The organism is Tuberibacillus calidus DSM 17572 (genome assembly GCF_000430685.1).
Taxonomy (GTDB): domain Bacteria; phylum Bacillota; class Bacilli; order Bacillales; family Sporolactobacillaceae; genus Tuberibacillus; species Tuberibacillus calidus.
In genome coordinates, this window is the sequence record NZ_AUMM01000021.1 from 23674 (window position 1) to 43073 (window position 19400).

Sequence of the window (19400 nt, forward strand, 5' to 3'; positions counted from 1 at the left end):
CATTTTCCCCCTCAATCGATCTTTACGGCACCATTTAAACCTTGCTTGGCGTCAATGATGTTAATCCATGTTTTTCCGGGAACGAATTTGACGGGTTGCCCGTCTTTATAAGGCAGGATGCGATCATGGACGTTTTTCCATTCGACAACTTGCCATTTCCCTTTTTGAAATAAGTAGGCCGGCCCTCCCGAATCTAAATCAATTTCCCGGCGGTAACCGTCGATGAAACGATGGTTGGCGCTGACAATGAAAACATTCGCTGCAGTTAAAGGCGTCCCTGTTTCCCTGTCTTTTGCTTGTTCCCCATTAATCTTCCGATAGAACAGACCGTCATCTGGGTTGTAAACATAGCTCACGACATTGTCCTTAGCGTAAGTGACGGTGACCTGCTCCATCGGTTCACCGGGAATGGTTGATAATTCATCTTGAGTTAAAAATGGCAAAGGTTCGACATTCTGCGTTAGCTTATAGCCCTTTTCCTTCTCTCCTTTCAGGATATTTTCGTACGGGATGTAGGAATTGTGCGGAGCCTTTCGAAACTTTACCCGTTTAAATAACGTTCCGTCATAATACAGACCCTGAATGTAATCGGTTACACCCGATTCCAAGATGGTTTTCGCTTGCGGGCTCCAGCCATGTGCGATATAAATCGCGCCATACCCGTTATTTAATTCAATGAAATAGGGTCTTGCACTTCGGACCGGACCGATGATTTCCGGTGTTTCACTTTGAAAAAGGGCTAAAAATCGGGTAATGGGTCCCTCGGCCAGCACTTCATAAACGATATCCGCTTTATGCAAGCCTGATTGCGGCCGGGCAAGGCTGAAGTTATTCACCATGACGCCAATCACTCGGCGGTTGATGACACCATCTTCAGCTGGCAGGCCGGTCAACGGATACGTCACCGTCGGTTCTTCCTTTTTCGGCTGGGCAACCGCCGGTGTGTGTTCCGTTTTCGTCGGCTTTTTTTCCACTTCTTTTGGTTTCGTGGTACAAGCCCCAGCCACCATCAAAATCGCTAAAAACACCCCTAATAATCCCAAAAATTTTTTCATTTTATCCCTCAACTTTCATATGATTGGTTTGAGCCTTTTTCCCAACCATGGGCTTGATCAGTTTTGACCGATGACTGACCTCTATCATGAAAGTCTAGATTTCAGCTGGAACAAGAACTTCCCGTTTCATGACATCGACAACTCCCATTGGTGTCAATCGAATATACGGTAGATGAAGCGCCGAAAGGAATAATAAAGAATAAATTGGATCGCTAAACGGATAGCCGCATTCCCGAAGCGCTTTTGTAAAGGTGGCTTCCTGATCCATCAATATTTCCATTGGTTGGTCAGACACGGATCCGGCAATCGGAAGCGGGAGTTCCGCTTCGATTTGGCCATCTTCCACCAATACAAGACCACCGCCGATGCTTTTCATCCGTTTAAAAGCGCAAATCATATCGCTTGAATGTGTACCGATCACAATAATGTCACCCGTCGAGGAATAACTGCTGGCTAAGCCGCCGAGCCTTCGGGCAAACCCTTTTAATCGCGATACGGCTCTCCAACGGCCCCCGCGGTCAATTAAAGCAACCGTCATGATATCCGGATCGGATCCATTATAGGTGAACGGCTTGGTAATCACCGCGTTGACCATTTCAATGCCAAGGGATGTATTCACCTTCAACATGTCTTCAGTAAGATCCCAATCCAGATGGCATTCACCTAAAGCTTCTTTTAATGAAAATGACGGTTCGGGGTACATGACGATGCCATCCCGTTTTACCCATTGGCCTTTCGCCAAGACACTGGAAGGTGTCGGTTGGTCTTTTGCTTCTAATATATTTATATGAGCGATACGGCCAGGAGCAATTTCTCCAATTAAATGTTGCCATCCATAATGCCGGGCGGGATTGACGGTCGCCATCATATATGCGTCTTCAATCGGCACGCCTTGTTCAATCGCAATAGCGATCGTTCGGTCCATGATCCCTTGTTTATAGAAGTTAGGTGTCGCCCCGTCGGTTGTCATATAGACCCGTTCAAAGTGGCGAAGCCCGCGTTCAAGCAATTCTTTTAAAATAACCGGCAAATCCGGGCGAATCGATGAATACCGTAAAGAGGTGGAAAGTCCAAGCGTGATCCGCCGCCAAGCTTCCTCGCCGGTCATCGCTTCATGATCACAGTCCACGCCAAGAAGCATCATCTGTGTCAACGTTTTTTCCGAAGCCCCAGGCAGATGGCCCTCAATGGGTTTTCCTGTTGCCTTCGTTTCTAGCATCCATTCAAGAATGGCATCATCGCCGTGGAGAACTTGCGGCCAACTCGTCAATTCTCCGCCTTGCACGACTAATGGATGGCTGAGCCATTTTTTAATGCGTTCTGTTGTAAAAGGCTCTGTACGAAGTGCTGTTTGTGCGTCATACCGGCACCACCAAAGCTGGGTGACTGGCTCCTCATTCAATTTTTCCATAAAGGCAAACGATTCTTCGTCGTTTAAATGTATGAAAAGCGGTAGGTTATCCGATATAAGCGTCGTCGTTCCACGCCCCGCGGCATAGGCCGCCAGTGTGTGCGGATTATAGAGTTGAAAGGGATGAGCGTGGGGTTCGATATATCCTGGCACAACATATTTTCCTGAACAATCAACGATTTCCGTTTCAGTAAGGCCAAGGGCATCTGGCAGGCGTTCGCCAACATAAACAATGCGGTCGCCATCGATCCAAATGTGTGCGGTCATCCATTTTTTTAGCGAGGTATTTAAGTAATAAGCATATTTCAATATACGGGTCGGCGGAATTTTTCCACCCGCAACGGCCGCATGATGTCTGACCGCCTCTTGGCCCCATGGTTGAAAGAAACTCAAGTCCCATCCTCCCCCTTTTACGGAAACGTCAAGAAACTTTGGTATTCATACATACTTTCGCACATTAAAGCGTGAATGTCAATAATAAGGAGTAAAAGAGTGGTACATGATGGATTTTAGTTGTTGATTTTGAAACTAAAAATTTTATTAATGCGGTCGCATCTTAAATCCCCAATATCTGGTTGCTGCGCGAGGTTTTGAACGCCCTTGAACCGAAAAACCTCGCGATTCCGCATTTTGCGCAAGATTTTCGCGTGCTGGAGGCCTAAAAATCTCGCGTAAAGGCCGCGGGAACCCTGAATCACGCCCGATATCTCCTAATATCTGGATGTTGTGCACGATTTTTATTGTTTCTCGATAATCGAGTAGGAGAGGGTGACTAACCCCCGACCTCTCACACCACCGTACGTACAGTTCTGTATACGGCGGTTCTATTTAAGTCCAACGCATCGTTTGATATCGATTGAATAGACTCTTCAGCCCTTGGTGAATCCAGTATTGTTCGCCAAGGGCTTTATGCAAGATAGGGGATTTGGCTATTCGCCAGTACGCCTTTCTTGTGTTTGCCCATTCCCATGCCTTCCCTCGTTTAATGCCAAGTCTTATCAAATTCTTGTACTTGGTTTGAACGTTCTTCCACTCTTTCCAGCGTATCATGCGCAACCTTCTTCTTATCCAACCATCCAGTACATTGAATATGGAAAGCGATATCGGCTATTTTTTTACAAACCAATGGAAGCAAGGAAGGTAAATTGAACCATGAAAAAAGGGGCTTTCGTTCTATTCCCTTCTGTAAATTTTCAGGAAACGCATCTTTTGGAATGAGGAAAAAGTAAGAAATCATTAAAATCTAACGTGTATTAAATGAGGAAAAGAGGCATATTTCCTCATTTCCTCGAGAAAATGAGGAAATACGCTTTACTGTAATGCTTATTTACCAATTGGTTAACGGGAGTGGAAGTGCATAAGGCATGAGTTCGGAACACTTTACTTATTTAGTGTTCCTTAGCGTTGCTTACTCAAAAAGCGGAGACTAGAGTCCCGCGGGAAAAGCAATAGTGAAGCCCCCGCAGGAATTGTTTAACTTCCGTAGAGGCTGAAGCGTTGCCTAAGGAAAGCGAGTGCCTGCAACAGAAATCAAAAGCCAAGTGAACAACCTACTTACTTGAGACTTTTTAATAGCCTCGATAATACCTTTTAAATTTTGAGGTGTTAATATTAAACAACTAAATCTAATAATAAAATCATAGCTAATCCACAAACAGAAACAAGTGTTGAAAGCAAAGTCCATGTTCCAAATGTTTCTTTCATATTTAATCCGAAATATTCTTTTGTCATCCAGAAGCCTGCATCGTTAACGTGGGATGCAATACAACTCCCCGCTCCTGTTGCCAGTGTCACTAAAGCCAAATTCACGTCATATTGGGCAAGCATAGGGATCACCAGCCCCGAAGTCGATAGAGCAGCAACCGTTGCCGACCCCAAAGATATACGTAAAATCGCCGCAACAATCCATGCAAGTAAAATCGGCGACATGGAACTGTGAGCAAAAAGTTTTGCGATATAATCACCGACCCCACCGTCAATAAGCACTTGTTTAAAAGCACCGCCGCCGCCAATAATTAAAAGCATCATGCCTATACTCGTAATGGCTGATGAACAAGAGTTCATGATTTGCTTAATCGGTATATTTCTTCTTAAACCCATTGTAAAAATGGCGACGATGATTGATATTAACATTGCTGTTGATGGTGCTCCAACAAAATTAACGATTTCAAAAAATAAATGATTACCCATTTTTCCCGAGTCTTTGATCAAATTAACAATGGTCGCTAACAGCATCAAAATAACAGGTAATATAGCTGTTATTAAACTGACTCCGAAACCAGGTGTTTCTTCTAATTTGAAAGTCTTTTGTTCCCCTAGAGTGCTGATGTTTCCATTTTTATTAAATGCATCAGGTACTATTTTTTTAGCCACAACAACAAATACAGGTCCGGCAATACAAACCGTCGGAATTGCTATGATGATACCGTAAAGTAACACAACACCAAGATCGGCATGGTATTCACCTGCGATGGCCGTCGGTCCCGGATGCGGCGGTAGGAATCCATGTGTCGTTAATAAAGATGCCAGCATTGGAATACCCAAGCGGAGAGGGGAAACTTTTAATTCCTTTGAAATAGAAAATACAATAGGTATAATCAAAACCAGTCCCACTTCAAAAAACATGGCAATACCTATGATAAACGATGCCACCACTACTGCCCATTGAATTCTTTTTTCACCGAATTTGTTAATAAGAGTCATCGCAATTCGCTGAGCACCGCCGCTATCGGCTATTAGCTTACCAAGCATTGCACCAAGGCCAAAAATTAACGCAATATGTCCGAGTGTCCCACCAATACCGTTTTCAATCGATGTTGCGATTTTATCCATTGGTATTCCCAGAGCTAATGCTGCAAGAAAGGATACAATCAATAAAGAGATAAATGTATTTAATTTAAACCGTGAAATTAAAATCAGTAATAATATGACACCTAAACCTATAATCACTAAAGGCATAAATAATCCTCCGTTTTTATTTTCCTTTAAAAAGTTTTTATATTGTATACGCTTACACTAAATACAAAAAAATTACGGTTATTCTAAATAAACTTCTTTTCTAAGACTATTAACCTTGATAAAGTGAGTGTTGTGATTATAATAGAAATGTGCTTAGCCTTTTCATTTAAACTAAAAGGTTAACCCAACTATATTCTTATTTTTGGAGCAGACTAACGAGCCTGCTCCTCTTTTTATCTATAAAATCTATAATATTTAATTTAAAATGTCTTAGATGAAAAGCCCTTTTCTTTAGCTAAAGCTTCTTTTCCGGCTTTTAATATTTCAATAATCCGGTCTGTATCATAAACACAGCCTCCCCATGTGCCGCCGCTGACATCTTGTAGAGCAGCCCATAAACGGGTATCATCCGGGAGATCAGGGTCACGCGCAAGACCTGGATGCATATCGCGTTTTTCCAATACTTTGGCCGCATCTTCATAACTCAGCTTCTCATTTTCCGTTCCTATGAAATTGATGGAGCCAACTAGTTCATTACGATCAACCATAATTTCAATAACGTCTCCGTCGCGTAATTTTCCGATCGGACCGCCCGCAAGCGCCTCCGGTCCCACATGTCCAAAACATGCCCCGGTTGAGACACCGGAAAAACGAGCATCGGTAATCAATGAAACATGTTTACCGTAGGATAAGTGTTTTAACGCCGAAGTGAGCTGATAAGTTTCTTCCATTCCGGTACCCATAGGACCACCGCCTATGACTACCATAATATCCCCTGCTTCTATTTTCCCTAATTTAATCGCACTCATAGCTTCTTTTTCTGATGTAAAGACCTTTGCTTTTCCGGTATGTCTGAACACCCCATCTTCATCTACAACAGACGGATCAATGGCCGTTGATTTAACAACAGATCCTTCCGGAGCAATATTACCTTTTGGGAAAACAATCGTAGAAGTAAGTCCTTTTTTGTGTGCCTGTTCCGGACTGAAAATAACTTCATCCGGATGCACTCCATCCGCTTCTACAAGAAGTTCTCTGAACTTGGCTCGGCGTTCTGATTTTTCCCACCAATCAAGGTTTTCACCAAGTGTTTGCCCGGTTACGGTCATAACATCTTCATGCAGTAATCCCAATTTACGAAGGTGAAGCATGACTTCCGGTACCCCGCCAGCTAGGAACACTCTGATAGTCGGATGATCAATCGGTCCGTTAGGAAGTACACTGACTAACCGGGGAACATTTTTATTCACCCTTACCCAATCGTCAACGGTCGGCACTTTACAACCCGCGGCATGAGCAATGGCCGGAATATGCAAAAGCAGGTTTGTTGAACCGCCGAATGCAGCATGAATGACCATGGCATTTTCAATTGCCTTATCTGTTAAAATGTCCTTCATCTTGATCCCTTTTACATCAAGTTCTACGACTGCCCTCGCTGACTGCCTAGCGAGTTCAAGCCAAACAGGTTGTCCGGATGGAGCAAGTGCCGTATGAGGTAAGGCAATTCCGAGTCCTTCGGCTACGACTTGTGCCGTACCAGCCGTACCAAGAAATTGGCAGCCACCTCCCGGAGATGCACATGCACGGCAACCAAATATGGCTGCATCTTCAAGAGAAAGCTCATTGTTTGCAAATCTTGCGCCAATCGTTTGAACTTTACCAGCGTCTTCACCAAAAGTCGGAGGCAAAGTCGACCCACCGGGAATGATGATACCCGGCAGATCATGCATCGAAGAAATGGCCAACATCATAGCCGGAAGCCCTTTGTCACATGTTGCTACACCAATCACGGCATTTCTCGTCGGTAATGAACGAATGAGCCTGCGTAATACTATAGCAGCATCATTTCTGTAAGGTAGTGAGTCAAACATGGCTGTTGTTCCTTGGGAACGTCCATCACATGGGTCGCTTACATACCCGGCAAACGGAACGCCTTCCATTCTCGTTATTTCTTCTGCTGCGGCTTGCATTTGTAAACCGATTTCCCAATGACCAGTATGATAGCCTAATGCGATCGGCTTACCGTCCTCGGCCCGTATTCCACCTTTTGTTCCTAAAATAAGCACTTGCTTTCCGAGAAGCTTTGACGGATCCCATCCCATACCGACGTTTTGTGAAAGCCCGAATATGTTACCGCTCGGCGACTTTATCAACATATCTGGAGTCAGCGGAAGGGAACCTTGTGGGCCATCTGCATGTGTCTTAATGTCATAAATAGATGTGTTTTCGTCATTGTAAATAAATTTTATTGACATATTAACCCTCCATTACGGATGAAAAATTTAACATACACGATCAGTCAAATCTCTATTTTTATTCGGGATGGATAATAGAATTTTCCAAAATAAGACCATCCACTTCGTTCATTAGTTGTTTTATAGACTCGGTTTGTTTTTCATCTGCAGGTAGCAACGGCGCTTTACTATGCTCCTGTACATCCATCCCTTTTAACTTCATTGCCTTTTTCACAATCGGAATAAAAGGTTGCCCTATTTCGTAGATTTCCGATAACTTATCAACAACCTTTTGAATATCTGCGGCTCTGTCCAAATCTTTATCATTTACAGCTCTCACCCATGCGGCGAATACTTCGGGATAAAGGTTAGAAAGTCCGCCGATGCATCCGCTACCGCCGCTTAATACGTTATGTACAAAGTTTTCTTCGTAACCCGAAAAGACTTCAAAGTCAGGAAATTCCTTCTGGACTGTCTGTAATAATTTTCTTGTATGACCCATTTCCGAAACCGTGTCCTTAAACCCAACAATATTTTTATGTCTTCTTAATAAATTCAGCGTGACTTCCGATGATAAATCATGCTGTGTTCGATCTGGATAATTATATAAGTAAATATCGCCCTTTACAGCCTCTGCCACTTTGTCAAAATAAAATTCAATACTTTGATTGGTAAGTTTAAAATAATAAGGACTGACAATCATCACAGCATCTGCGCCTTGATCTATCGCATAATTAGACAATTCAACGGTTTCTTCCACTGTCATACAGCCTGTTCCAATATATACTTTTACTCTGTGGTTCACATGCTGAACGACTAAATCAATCAATTCTTTTCTTTGTTCCATAGACATGGCATAAAACTCACCTGTACTGCCCATGATGACTAATCCATCTATGCCTGCTTCAATGAGATTATCATAGATTTTTTGATTACCCTTTACATCTAATGTTCCATCTTGATTAAAAACAGTAATAACAGGGGTTAAAAACTTCGCTTTTTTCATATTGGACACATCCCTTACTGTAAAAATTCTGATGAAGTCACGCTGATTCAAGAAATACAACAAGCACTTTAAATGTCATTCCCTTTTACGGTGATTCCTCTTGACTTTGTTCGTATATACGAATATAATTTGTTTATACAAACTTTATGATTTAATATTATCATAACCTTTTTCCGAGTCAATAAAATTTTGTATGCACTTACATTGGTTTTCATATTATGTGAACGGTGGCAAGGAATATGAAGCAAATAGCGCATAAACCAACAGAAAGAGTACTTAATATATTAGAACTCCTATCCAATAACCCTGAAGGCTTAACCTTGACTGAAATTGCTGAAACCATTCAGTCGCCCAAAAGTACGATTTATCCCATTATCCAGACCATGTTAGAACGCCAATTTATCAAACTGGAGAAATCATCGTTGAAATATACAATAGGTATTTCGGCCTTTTTTATTGGATCTTCATATTTGCGGAATGAATATGTTTTGGAATTTGTAAAAAAAGAAATGCAAACCATTGTCAGTCAGATTGACGAAACATGTCAAATGGGCATCCTTGATCATGGCCAAGTCCTTTATGTGTTGAAGGAAGAGCCCAAGAAGGATATGGATATTCGCATCGTCTCATACGTCGGCAAACGTTTACCGGCATACTGTACTGCATTGGGTAAAGCGTTATTGCACAACTATGATATTGAAGAAATTAAAATGCTTTATCCTAATGGTCTAAAACCTATGACAAAAAATACCATTACTGATTTTAATATTTTAGAAGAGCAGTTAAAAGAAATCAGAAAAGGTCAAATTGCTTCCGAAACTGAGGAAACAACCGAATACCTGTGTTGTTTCGCCGTACCGCTTGTATCAAAGAATAAAACCATTGCAGCCTTAAGCATCAGCATTCCTACCTTTCGTGCAACCGAAGATAAAATTAATCAAGCTATTCAATTATTGCAGAAGGCAAAGAAAAAAATTGATCACTTCTTCACAAAAATGAATATTGAAAAACTCACAAATATGTAAACCAAACATAGAAAAGACTAGTTACAAGAGAACTGACCCACACCAGGGTCTTGAGCTATAGTCATCATCCAACTAAAGTTCCCAATAATGTTTGGTGGGTCTAACCCGGGCTTTTAATTCAACCTCTTCTTTGTTTATAAAATGAAAAGAGGCTGGGACAAAACCCTGTAAGTTGAACAGAAAAGAGTGGTACCCACCAAAATGTGTTGGTGAAGGTACCACTCTTTTTAAACTAGTGAAATCTACGGCAATCGTAAAATTGATGTAAAATCAGTTTTTGGATTTCTGAAGGCTAATTTGCGTTTCATTCGTTTGTCAGTGAGAGGCAAAGAAAAGGTAAAAACGAATTGGGATTTGCATTCATGGCGATGAATTTATGAATGTACATCGCCGTGAACCTTTAAACTGCCCATACTTAAAAAAGATAACACCTAAAAAAGAGGGCCGACCATCAAAGAGCGATAATCGGAACCTTTTATTCATTATTTTTGGCTAGTTATGTCCCAGCGTCAAGTCATTTTATTAGATGCCGCCATCAAAGCCCTGCGGCCAATATCACGTCTGAAAAAGACGTTAGAGCTTGCTAGTTTTTCTGCTTCCGTGCGCGCTTCATCAATCGCCGCCTTTAAGTCCTTTGCACGGCGGGCGACGAGCAAGACTCGGCCGCCGTCTGTCAGCCAGTTGTTATCCACTTTTTTTGTCCCGGCATGAAAGACTAAGGTTTCTTTATCAAGAATATCTAAACCGCAGATCACAGCATCTTTCTGATAGGTTTCCGGATAACCTTTAGCGGCAAGCACGACCCCGCAAACCGCATCGGATTCCCATTCCAGAATAGGGGCTTCCCCATGGACAAGCGTCCACAGGCATTCAAAGAGATCAGAGCGCAGCCGCGGCAACACGACTTGAGTTTCCGGGTCCCCAAAGCGGCAATTGAATTCGATCACTTTCGGTCCATCCGCTGTCCACATTAACCCTGCATATAAAACACCGAAATACGGCCGGCCTTCCTTCTGTAAAGCCTGTACCGTCGGGCGAATGATGGTATCCATAGATGCCTGGAGGACTTCTGCCGGAAGCTGCGGTACCGGGGAGTAAGCACCCATGCCGCCGGTATTCGGTCCTTCATCACCGTCAAAAGCTCTTTTATGGTCTTGGGCGAGCACCATGGGAAATACTTGGTCGCCGTTGACAAAGGCCATTAGCGAATATTCTTCACCGACTAAAAATTCCTCGACGACGACCGTTTCTCCAGCCTCCCCAAATTTACGGTCAGTCATCATGGTGGATAAGGCCTTGTGCGCCTCCACTTTCGTCATGGCAACGGCCACCCCTTTTCCAGCGGCGAGTCCGCTGGCTTTAATCACAATGGGAGCTCCGGCTTCATCGATGTATGCCGCCGCTTTTTGGGCGTCAGTAAATGTTTGAAATCTGGCCGTCGGGATGCCGTATTTGTTCATCAGTTCTTTAGCAAAGGCTTTGCTCGCCTCAATTTCTGCCGCCCGTTTCCGCGGACCAAAAATAGCTAATCCTTCAGCCTCGAAACGGTCAACGATGCCTTCTACCAAAGGTTGTTCGGGGCCTACGACTGTTAAATCGATAGACTTAAGCTTGGCAAAATCGATTAACCGGTCAAAATCATTTTCGGCAATCGGAACCAACTCAGCTAAGGAGGCCATACCGTCATTACCCGGTGCGGCATAAATTTTATCAACATGAGGGCTTTGTGCGAGTTTCCAGACAAGAGCGTGCTCTCTTCCGCCTTTCCCAATGACGAGAACCTTCATTCTATCCCTCCATGGTTTACCAAATTGTACGTGCCTTCACGTGCCATTCATCAAGCCCATCATTTTTACCCTCAGGTTACAGTCCAATCAACTGTTGAAAAAATTAACGTGTATAAATCGACGACGCCAACTACAAACCGCTAATGAATCTTAAGCAGAAATGCTGGATGCAGGAGCATATAAAACACGGATCAATGTTTAAAATGGCGGATGCCCGTGAAGACCATCGCGATGCCGTATTGATCGGCTTTTTCGATGGAGTCCTGATCGCGGATGGAACCGCCCGGCTGAATGATGGCGGTAATCCCGGCTTTAGCCGCTTCTTCCACTGAATCCGGCATTGGGAAAAAGGCATCGGAAGCCATGACCGCACCACGGGCCTCATCCCCTGCTTGCTCAACGGCAATGCGCACCGAGCCCACGCGGTTCATTTGGCCTGCGCCAATGCCAACAGTGCGATCTTCCTTGGCAAGAACGATGGCATTGGATTTGACATGTTTGACGACTTGCCAAGCTAAAATAAGATCGCGCATTTCCGCTTCTGTCGGCCGGCGTTTCGTTGGGTAGGTCAGTTCGGCATCACCAAAACAGAGGGCATCTTCATCTTGTATGAGCAAACCGCCAGCGACAGATGTTAAACTATGGCGACGGCACACGTTTTCTTCCATCGGCACGGTTAAGAGGCGAATGTTTTTCTTTCTTGTCAAAATCGCTAAGGCTTCTTTAGAAAAGGCCGGGGCAATTATGATTTCCAAAAATAGTTCCGACATCCGCCGAGCAGTAGCTTCATCGATAGGGCGGTTGGCCGCAATGATGCCTCCAAAAATCGAAACCGGATCGGCTTCATAGGCTTTGATATAAGCTTCTTCCACCGTCTCACCAAGGCCGACACCGCAAGGATTCATATGTTTCACGGCGCAGACAGCGGGCTTGTCAAGTTCCTTGATTATTTTAAGCGCACTATCCGCATCGCGGATGTTGTTAAACGAAAGCGCTTTGCCATGAAGTTGCTCAGATGCGGCTAGAGTTCCCGTCTCAACAAACACATCGCGATAAAATGCCGCTTCTTGATGAGGATTTTCCCCGTAACGAAGCGCTTGGTGCAAATCAAACGTTTTCGTGAGCCTCTCAGGAAAGCGCTCGCCTGTCTGTTTTGTCAAATAATCAGCAATGAGCGCATCATAGGCTGCCGAAAGCCGGAAGGCCTTAGCTGCGAGTTTTTGTCGAAGACTCAGAGACGTTTCCCCTAGAGTTTTTAGTTCATTGAGAACGGCTTCGTAGTCGGCCGGATCTGTGACTACCGTGACAAAGGCGTGATTTTTCGCGGCGGAGCGAATCATCGATGGCCCGCCGATATCGATGTTCTCAATCGCATCGGCAAATGTTGCGCCTGGTTTTGCGATCGTTTCTTTAAATGGGTAAAGGTTACAGACAACAAGATCAATCGGTGCGATGCCATTTGTTTGCATGTCCCGGATATGGCTTTCATTATCGCGAATAGCCAAAAGCCCACCGTGAATTTTAGGATGAAGGGTCTTTACCCGGCCATCCAGCATTTCCGGAAACTCGGTAATCTCCGAGACAGAGACGACAGGTAAACCCGCCTCTTCCAAAGCGTGCTTCGTTCCTCCCGTTGAAATGAGTTCAAAACCGATGTCAACAAGACCTTTGGCAAACGGTATCATTCCAGTTTTATCAAATACACTGATGAGAGCTCGTTTTATCATGACTCGTCTCCTTTGCAAAGTGATTGAGAAGCTGGGCCAGCGTTTTTGGATAGAGGTCGTGTTCGGTTTCGTGTATGCGCGCTTCAAGTTCTTCCAAGCTATCATTGTCAAAAACCGCGACCGGTTCTTGCGCAATGATTGGCCCATTATCTAAACTTTCATCAACGACATGAACTGTCACACCGGTGACTTTAACCCCGGCCTCCATCGCTTGCTTGATTGCATCCCGTCCGGGAAATGCCGGTAAAAGCGATGGGTGAATATTCACGATGCGATTTGGATAAGCCTGAAGTAATGTGGGACCGATTAAACGCATATAGCCGGCAAGTGCAATAAAGGTGACCTTTTTTTCGGACAAGGCTTTTAAAATAGCCTGTTCATAAGCCGCCTTATCCGGAAAATCTTTCGGCGAAAGGGCCAAAGTCGGTACACCTAAAATTTCGGCTTTATGGATGACCGGAGCGCTCGGTTTATCACAAACCAAAAGGACGAGGTTGGCATGAAGCTGCCCGCTCTGGATCGCGCGATGAATCGCTAGAAAATTGCTGCCATTACCAGATGCAAAAACCGCGATATTTTGCGGTTCACATCGTATTGGCGCGTGAGAAACATTGCTCATTTAAAATGCACGCCTTCCCTTGGTATGACTTCGCCGATTTTATAAGCCCGCTCACCTAATTCAATAAACTTGCGGATGATGGCATCGGCTTCGTTTTCGGGTACTGCCAAAACCATGCCAATGCCCATGTTAAACGTCCGATAAAGCTCATCCTCGCTTAAGCGCCCTTTTTCTGCTAAAAGGCCGAAGATACCAGGAATCGGCCAAGCGCCTTTTCTTATCAAAACACCGAGACCCTCCGGCAGCATGCGCGGTATATTTTCATAAAAACCGCCTCCGGTGATGTGGGCCATCCCGTGGATGTGAAACGCTTTTAACACGTCCAAGATCGGTTTCACATAAATTCGCGTCGCAACGAGAAGTTCCTCACCGAGGGTTTTACCGGAAGTCCCAAATGGGGCATTCAAATCGAGCGAGTTTTCCCGAATGATTCGACGGACGAGTGAGAAACCGTTGCTATGAAGGCCGTTTGAGGCAAGACCGATTAAAAAATCGCCTTCGGTGATGCGGTCACCAGTGATTCTTTTGGTTTTCTCCACCGCGCCAACGACAAAGCCGGCGATGTCGTATTCATTTTCGTCATACATCCCTGGCATTTCTGCGGTTTCGCCACCGATCAAAGCACAACCTGCCTGTTTGCACCCGTTGACGATGCCTTTGACAATATCGGCAATTTTCTCCGGCATAAGCTTTCCGCAAGCGATGTAATCAAGGAAAAACAAAGGGGCCGCCCCTTGGGTCACGATGTCATTCACGCACATCGCAACAGCATCCGTTCCAACAGATTCGTGCTGGTTCATTTGGAAGGCTAGCATGAGTTTCGTTCCTACCCCGTCCGTTCCAGTGACGAGCACGGGGTTTTCCAATCCAAGATTTGATACGTCAAAAGCTGCGCCAAAGGAACCGATGCCGTCTAATATTTCGGAACGGGCCGTTGTCGCGGCCAATGCTTTAATTCGTCGGACAGCTTCGTAACCCCGCTCGACATCGACACCGGCTTTTTTATAAGCATCACTCATACTCGAACCCTCCTAACCTTTTAGGCCTTCCCATTCTTTTTCATGCGGCAAAACCGTGTCGGGATAAATTTCCGTCGGATAGCGCCCCGTGAAACAAGCTAGGCACTGGCCGCATTGATGTTGGGATGGATTTCGTCCGATTGCCTTCAACATGCCTTCGACACTTAAAAATTCGAGGCTGTCCGCACCGATCATTTCTCTCATTTCCTCGACAGAATGGGAGGAGGCGATAAGTTCACTGGAAGATGAGGTATCAATGCCGTAAAAACAAGGGTATTTGATGGGAGGTGAACTGATGCGCACATGCACCTCTTTAGCCCCTGCCTCCCGGAGCATCGCAACAATGCGCCGACTGGTAGTTCCGCGGACGATGGAGTCATCGACCATCACCACGCGTTTATCTTTCACAATCCCGCGGACGGGGGACAATTTCATTTTCACGCCTTGTTCGCGAAGAGTCTGAGAAGGTTGAATAAATGTCCGCCCGACGTATCGGTTTTTAATCAAACCGAGTTCGTAAGGGATGCCGGCCGCTTCCGCATAGCCGATGGCTGCAGAAATGCTCGAATCCGGAACTCCTGTGACGACATCCGCTTCGACATAGGCTTCTTTAGCCAGTTCAATACCTAAATTTTTCCTGGCGCTGTGCACATTGATGCCTTCGATATGGCTGTCCGGCCTTGAGAAGTAAATGTATTCCATGCTGCAAATCGCGCGTTCCCCTGAGGATGAAAAAGTTTCTGAACTCAGTCCATTTTTATCAATGGTGATCAGCTCCCCAGGTTCCACATCGCGCAAATAGGTCGCGCCAATAATATCAAACGCGCATGTTTCGGAAGCAACGACATACGCCTCTCCTAGTTTTCCAATCGCAAGCGGCCTTAACCCGTGGGGGTCCAATGCACAAAGAAGGCGGTCCTCCGTTAAAATAACAAAGGCGTAGGCCCCTTTAATCATAGATAAGGCATTTTTCACGCGCTCATTAAAATCAAGCGCACCGCCGCGTTTGATGAGATGGGCAAGCACTTCAGTATCCGATGTGGACTGAAAAATACTGCCTTGCGCTTCCAATTGATATTTCAAAGCGTGGGCGTTGACCAAATTGCCATTGTGTGCCAAACTTAACGTGCCGGTTTGCGACCGGAAAACGAGGGGCTGGACATTGGCATAGTTACTGTCGCCTTGCGTGGAATACCGCACATGGCCGATGGCGGCATAACCTTTTAATTCATCCAATATGGTCTTTGTGAACACGTCATTGACCAGCCCCATCCCCTTATGAAACTGCACGCGCCGGCCGTCGGTCACGGCAATGCCAGCCCCTTCCTGCCCGCGATGCTGCAAGCTGTGCAAGCCGTAATAGGCCAAGTGGGCGGCTTTATCATGGCCCCAAATCGCAAAGACCCCGCATTCTTCTTTTAATTCGCGGTCATTAAACATGGAATGGCCCCTTTCCAAGCGTTTTCGTAAAAGGACACTTCGTCATCAATAATGATGCCGTCTTCCGTTTGAATCGTTAAACGCGGCCCATCCGTGACGAAACCGATCGGATACGCGTCCTCAACCATGGTGGTCAAGCGCTCGGCATCTTCTTTCTTAACCGTTACGATAAAGCGCGATTGGGTTTCATCAAATAACTCTGAAACGTTGTCCCCGCTTATGGTGAGGGAGGCGCCCAATTTTGTGTTGAAGAGGCTTTCCGCCACTGCTACCGCGAGGCCCCCTTCTGATATATCGTGGGCGCTTTGGATGATGCCGGCTTTGATTGCGGATAAAAGCTGCTTTTCACGCTTTTTCTCCAATTCAAGATCAATTTGCGGAGGACGTCCGAACACATCACCAGTCAGGAGCCTTTGCAGCGCACTGCCCCCAAACTCGCCTTTCGCGCGGCCGATCACATAGATGAGGTCTCCAGGTGCTTTCACTGAAACCGTCGTAATATGATGAACGTTCTCAATGAGACCCACCATGCCGATGACTGGCGTCGGATCTATCGCCTGACCGTTCGTTTCATTATAGAGCGACACATTTCCGCTGATAACAGGTGTCTCAAGCGTCCGGCATGCTGCACTGATGCCATCTGCCGCTTTTTCGATTTGCCAAAAAACGTCTGGTTTTTCAGGATTGCCGAAGTTTAAGTTATCGGTCACTGCGAGGGGTTCTCCTCCGGAACAAATAATATTCCGTGCCGCTTCGCACACAGCGATTTTCCCGCCCGCCTCTGGATCGAGTTTCAAATATTTTGCATTGCCATCCGTTGTCATGGCGAGCGCTTTTTGCGTACCGCGAATCCGGACGACGGCTGCATCGGAGCCGGGAGAAACGACGGTATTCGTTTGCACCATGTAATCATATTGGTTATAAACCCATTCTTTGCTGGCAATGGTCGGGTCTTTCAATAAATTCAGTAAAATTTCTTTGTAATTTGTGATTTCAGGCCGCCATGCCTCTTGTTCCTGCCAAGCCCGATATTGAGCGGGTTCCTGGCTCGGCATATGGTAAACCGGGGCATCCTTGACAAGTGCATCTACTGGGACTTCGGCGGCAACGGTTCCGTGATGGAGGAGGCGCAATACTTTTTCTTCGATGACCCGGCCGCAAGCTGCAGCATAGAGATCCCATTTTCTAAAAATTTCCTGGATTTCTGCTTCGCGCCCTTTCTTGACGACAAGAAGCATCCGCTCCTGAGATTCCGACAGCATCATTTCGTAAGGCGTCATACCTGCTTCGCGCTGCGGAACAAGATCCAAATTCATTTCGATGCCGACTCCGGCTTTGGAAGCCATCTCGCTTGAAGATGAGGCAAGTCCCGCCGCCCCCATATCTTGGATGCCGACAATGGCATCGCTTTTAATCGCTTCAAGGGTCGCTTCAAGGAGCAATTTTTCCATAAATGGGTCACCGACTTGTACGGCCGGGCGCTTTTCATCAGATGCTTCCGTCAGCTCTTCCGACGCAAAAGTTGCACCGTGAATGCCATCGCGACCGGTGGCAGCTCCTACATACATAACGGTATTGCCGATGCCGCTTGCCTGCCCTTTTTGGATGTCCTCGTGGTTTATCAAGCCGACGCACATCGCATTCACGAGCGGATTGCCTTCATAGCTGGCGTCAAACGCGACTTCCCCGCCAACGGTCGGGATGCCGATGCAATTGCCGTAACCGGCGATGCCGGATACAACTTCTTCAAAAAGATAGCGTGCGCGCGAAGATGTTAATGGACCAAAACGAAGCGAATTCAATAAAGCAATGGGACGGGCTCCCATGGAAAAAACGTCGCGAATGATGCCGCCGACGCCCGTCGCTGCTCCTTGATACGGTTCTATCGCCGAAGGGTGGTTATGACTTTCTATTTTAAACACAACGGCTTGGTGATCGCCGATATCGACGATACCGGCTCCTTCCCCGGGGCCTTGAAGGACGCGCGGGCCGGAAGTCGGAAACCGTTTTAAAACCGGTTTGGATGTTTTATAGCTGCAATGTTCCGACCACATGACCGCAAAAAGTCCGGTTTCGGTATAATTCGGCTTGCGGCCGAGCACCTCTATGATTCTTTCATATTCGTTTTCTTTTAGCCCCATTTTGAGGTAAAGGCGATTCTTGGCAATTTCTTCAGCAGTCGGTTCATGCTGTAACTGTGGCAACGGAATCCCTCCAATGTTTTAGAATCGATTGAAAGAGGCGCAAACCGGAAACATTGCCAAGTAAGGCGTCCACGGCCCGCTCAGGATGCGGCATCATGCCGAGCACATTCCCTTTTTCATTGATGATGCCGGCAATATCGGCTACAGAGCCATTCGGATTATTTTGATAGTTAAAGACAATGCGGTTTTCTGCGTGAAGTTTGGCGAGCGTTGCTTCATCACAATAGTAGTTGCCTTCACCGTGCGCGATGGGCAGGTGGATCACTTCCCCTTTTTCATAAAGGGAGGAAAACATCGTGTGCGGGTTGACGACTTCAAGGTCCACCGTGCGGCACATGAACTTCAGATTTTTATTGCGGATTAAAGCCCCGGGCAAAAGCCCTGCCTCAAGTAAAATTTGAAAGCCATTGCAAACGCCAAGGACAGGTTTGCCTTCGTTTGCGGCTTGAACGATTGCGGGCATGATGTTGGAAAAACGGGCGATAGCACCCGTACGCAAATAATCGCCGTAAGAAAATCCGCCGGGAATCATGATCGCATCGAAGCCAGCAAGCGATGTTTCCGCGTGCCAGACATATTCAACTTCTACACCCAGACCACATTGAATCGCCTCGTACATGTCACGGTCACAATTTGATCCTGGAAAGACAATCACAGCCGTTTTCATGGGGAGGTAACCTCCTCCACCTCATAGCGAAACTCCTCGATGACCGTATTGGCGAAAAGCTTTTCGCATAATTCCCTGATGTTTTGATCCGAGCAAGCGTCATCCGTCATGGCGAATTCAATAAATTTCCCGATGCGTACACCGCTTGCCTCTGGATAACCCAAACGATGCATGGCGCCTTCGACAGCCTTTCCCTGAGGATCAAGCACGCCTTCTTTTAAAGTCACATAGACTTTTACTTTTTTCAT

14 protein-coding genes and 2 pseudogenes are annotated in these 19400 nt (G+C 45.8%); 2 read left to right on the plus strand and 14 right to left on the minus strand.

The window, feature by feature from the left end:
* Positions 1–11: 11 nt before the first annotated feature.
* The 6 genes and pseudogenes from H532_RS0106655 to H532_RS0106685 form a co-directional block, all read right to left on the minus strand.
* Positions 12–1055 (minus strand): DUF3048 domain-containing protein, encoded by a 1044-nt coding sequence (locus H532_RS0106655; protein ID WP_027724844.1) that lies wholly within the window; start codon positions 1053–1055, stop codon positions 12–14.
* A gap of 94 nt (positions 1056–1149) precedes the next feature.
* On the minus strand, positions 1150–2859 hold the full coding sequence (locus H532_RS0106660; protein WP_027724845.1) for an adenine deaminase C-terminal domain-containing protein: 1710 nt from the start codon (positions 2857–2859) through the stop codon (positions 1150–1152).
* A gap of 435 nt (positions 2860–3294) precedes the next feature.
* Positions 3295–3561, minus strand: a pseudogene (locus tag H532_RS0106670) (group II intron maturase-specific domain-containing protein); the annotation flags it as partial.
* 516 nt (positions 3562–4077) lie between these two features.
* Entirely contained in the window at positions 4078–5424 is a 1347-nt protein-coding gene (locus H532_RS0106675; RefSeq protein ID WP_027724848.1) for a GntP family permease, read from the minus strand.
* Between the two features lie 260 nt (positions 5425–5684).
* A complete protein-coding gene (locus H532_RS0106680) occupies positions 5685–7679 on the minus strand; it encodes a YjhG/YagF family D-xylonate dehydratase (protein ID WP_027724849.1) in 1995 nt (664 codons plus the stop codon).
* Positions 7680–7737: 58 nt separating this feature from the next.
* Positions 7738–8664: a dihydrodipicolinate synthase family protein gene (locus H532_RS0106685; protein ID WP_027724850.1), complete on the minus strand. Its 927-nt coding sequence runs from the start codon at positions 8662–8664 to the stop codon at positions 7738–7740.
* Between the two features lie 239 nt (positions 8665–8903).
* On the opposite strand from H532_RS0106685, the gene H532_RS0106690 reads away from it, so the two are divergent.
* Positions 8904–9689, plus strand: coding sequence for an IclR family transcriptional regulator (locus H532_RS0106690; RefSeq protein WP_027724851.1), 786 nt, complete (start codon positions 8904–8906; stop codon positions 9687–9689).
* Between the two features lie 231 nt (positions 9690–9920).
* Positions 9921–10069: pseudogene (locus H532_RS20685) on the plus strand (transposase); the annotation flags it as partial.
* A gap of 129 nt (positions 10070–10198) precedes the next feature.
* Here H532_RS20685 and purD read toward each other — a convergent pair.
* From purD to purS, 8 genes are all read right to left on the minus strand, one after another.
* The gene (purD, locus tag H532_RS0106695) at positions 10199–11476 is read right to left on the minus strand and encodes a phosphoribosylamine--glycine ligase (RefSeq protein ID WP_027724852.1); all 1278 of its coding nucleotides are present in this window, start codon (positions 11474–11476) and stop codon (positions 10199–10201) included.
* A gap of 191 nt (positions 11477–11667) precedes the next feature.
* Positions 11668–13203 carry a bifunctional phosphoribosylaminoimidazolecarboxamide formyltransferase/IMP cyclohydrolase gene (gene purH, locus H532_RS0106700; protein WP_027724853.1) on the minus strand — a complete coding sequence of 512 codons (1536 nt, stop codon included), beginning with the start codon at positions 13201–13203 and terminating at the stop codon, positions 11668–11670.
* Positions 13172–13822, minus strand: coding sequence for a phosphoribosylglycinamide formyltransferase (purN, locus tag H532_RS0106705; protein WP_051263189.1), 651 nt, complete (start codon positions 13820–13822; stop codon positions 13172–13174). The genes purH and purN overlap by 32 nt, the downstream gene beginning before the upstream one ends.
* Positions 13819–14841: a phosphoribosylformylglycinamidine cyclo-ligase gene (gene purM / locus H532_RS0106710; RefSeq protein ID WP_027724855.1), complete on the minus strand. Its 1023-nt coding sequence runs from the start codon at positions 14839–14841 to the stop codon at positions 13819–13821. Before purM ends, purN begins: the two co-directional genes overlap by 4 nt.
* Positions 14842–14853: 12 nt before the next feature.
* Positions 14854–16281 carry an amidophosphoribosyltransferase gene (gene purF, locus H532_RS0106715; RefSeq protein ID WP_027724856.1) on the minus strand — a complete coding sequence of 476 codons (1428 nt, stop codon included), beginning with the start codon at positions 16279–16281 and terminating at the stop codon, positions 14854–14856.
* Positions 16260–18485: a phosphoribosylformylglycinamidine synthase subunit PurL gene (purL, locus tag H532_RS0106720; RefSeq protein ID WP_038111725.1), complete on the minus strand. Its 2226-nt coding sequence runs from the start codon at positions 18483–18485 to the stop codon at positions 16260–16262. Before purL ends, purF begins: the two co-directional genes overlap by 22 nt.
* The gene (gene purQ, locus H532_RS0106725; protein WP_027724858.1) at positions 18466–19152 is read right to left on the minus strand and encodes a phosphoribosylformylglycinamidine synthase subunit PurQ; all 687 of its coding nucleotides are present in this window, start codon (positions 19150–19152) and stop codon (positions 18466–18468) included. Before purQ ends, purL begins: the two co-directional genes overlap by 20 nt.
* Positions 19149–19400: a phosphoribosylformylglycinamidine synthase subunit PurS gene (gene purS / locus H532_RS0106730; RefSeq protein ID WP_027724859.1), complete on the minus strand. Its 252-nt coding sequence runs from the start codon at positions 19398–19400 to the stop codon at positions 19149–19151. The genes purQ and purS overlap by 4 nt, the downstream gene beginning before the upstream one ends.

Excerpts from the sequence above, each read along its gene's own strand:
- purH (WP_027724853.1), bottom strand. The coding sequence starts at position 13,203 with ATGATAAAACGAGCTCTCATCAGTGTATTTGATAAAACTGGAATGATA.
- purQ (WP_027724858.1), bottom strand. The coding sequence starts at position 19,152 with ATGAAAACGGCTGTGATTGTCTTTCCAGGATCAAATTGTGACCGTGAC.
- H532_RS0106685 (WP_027724850.1), bottom strand. The coding sequence starts at position 8,664 with ATGAAAAAAGCGAAGTTTTTAACCCCTGTTATTACTGTTTTTAATCAA.
- H532_RS0106675 (WP_027724848.1), bottom strand. The coding sequence starts at position 5,424 with ATGCCTTTAGTGATTATAGGTTTAGGTGTCATATTATTACTGATTTTA.
- purM (WP_027724855.1), bottom strand. The coding sequence starts at position 14,841 with ATGAGTGATGCTTATAAAAAAGCCGGTGTCGATGTCGAGCGGGGTTAC.
- purD (WP_027724852.1), bottom strand. The coding sequence starts at position 11,476 with ATGAAGGTTCTCGTCATTGGGAAAGGCGGAAGAGAGCACGCTCTTGTC.
- purF (WP_027724856.1), bottom strand. The coding sequence starts at position 16,281 with ATGTTTAATGACCGCGAATTAAAAGAAGAATGCGGGGTCTTTGCGATT.
- H532_RS0106690 (WP_027724851.1), top strand. The coding sequence starts at position 8,904 with ATGAAGCAAATAGCGCATAAACCAACAGAAAGAGTACTTAATATATTA.
- H532_RS0106680 (WP_027724849.1), bottom strand. The coding sequence starts at position 7,679 with ATGTCAATAAAATTTATTTACAATGACGAAAACACATCTATTTATGAC.
- H532_RS0106655 (WP_027724844.1), bottom strand. The coding sequence starts at position 1,055 with ATGAAAAAATTTTTGGGATTATTAGGGGTGTTTTTAGCGATTTTGATG.
- purN (WP_051263189.1), bottom strand. The coding sequence starts at position 13,822 with ATGAGCAATGTTTCTCACGCGCCAATACGATGTGAACCGCAAAATATC.
- purS (WP_027724859.1), bottom strand. The coding sequence starts at position 19,400 with ATGAAAAAAGTAAAAGTCTATGTGACTTTAAAAGAAGGCGTGCTTGAT.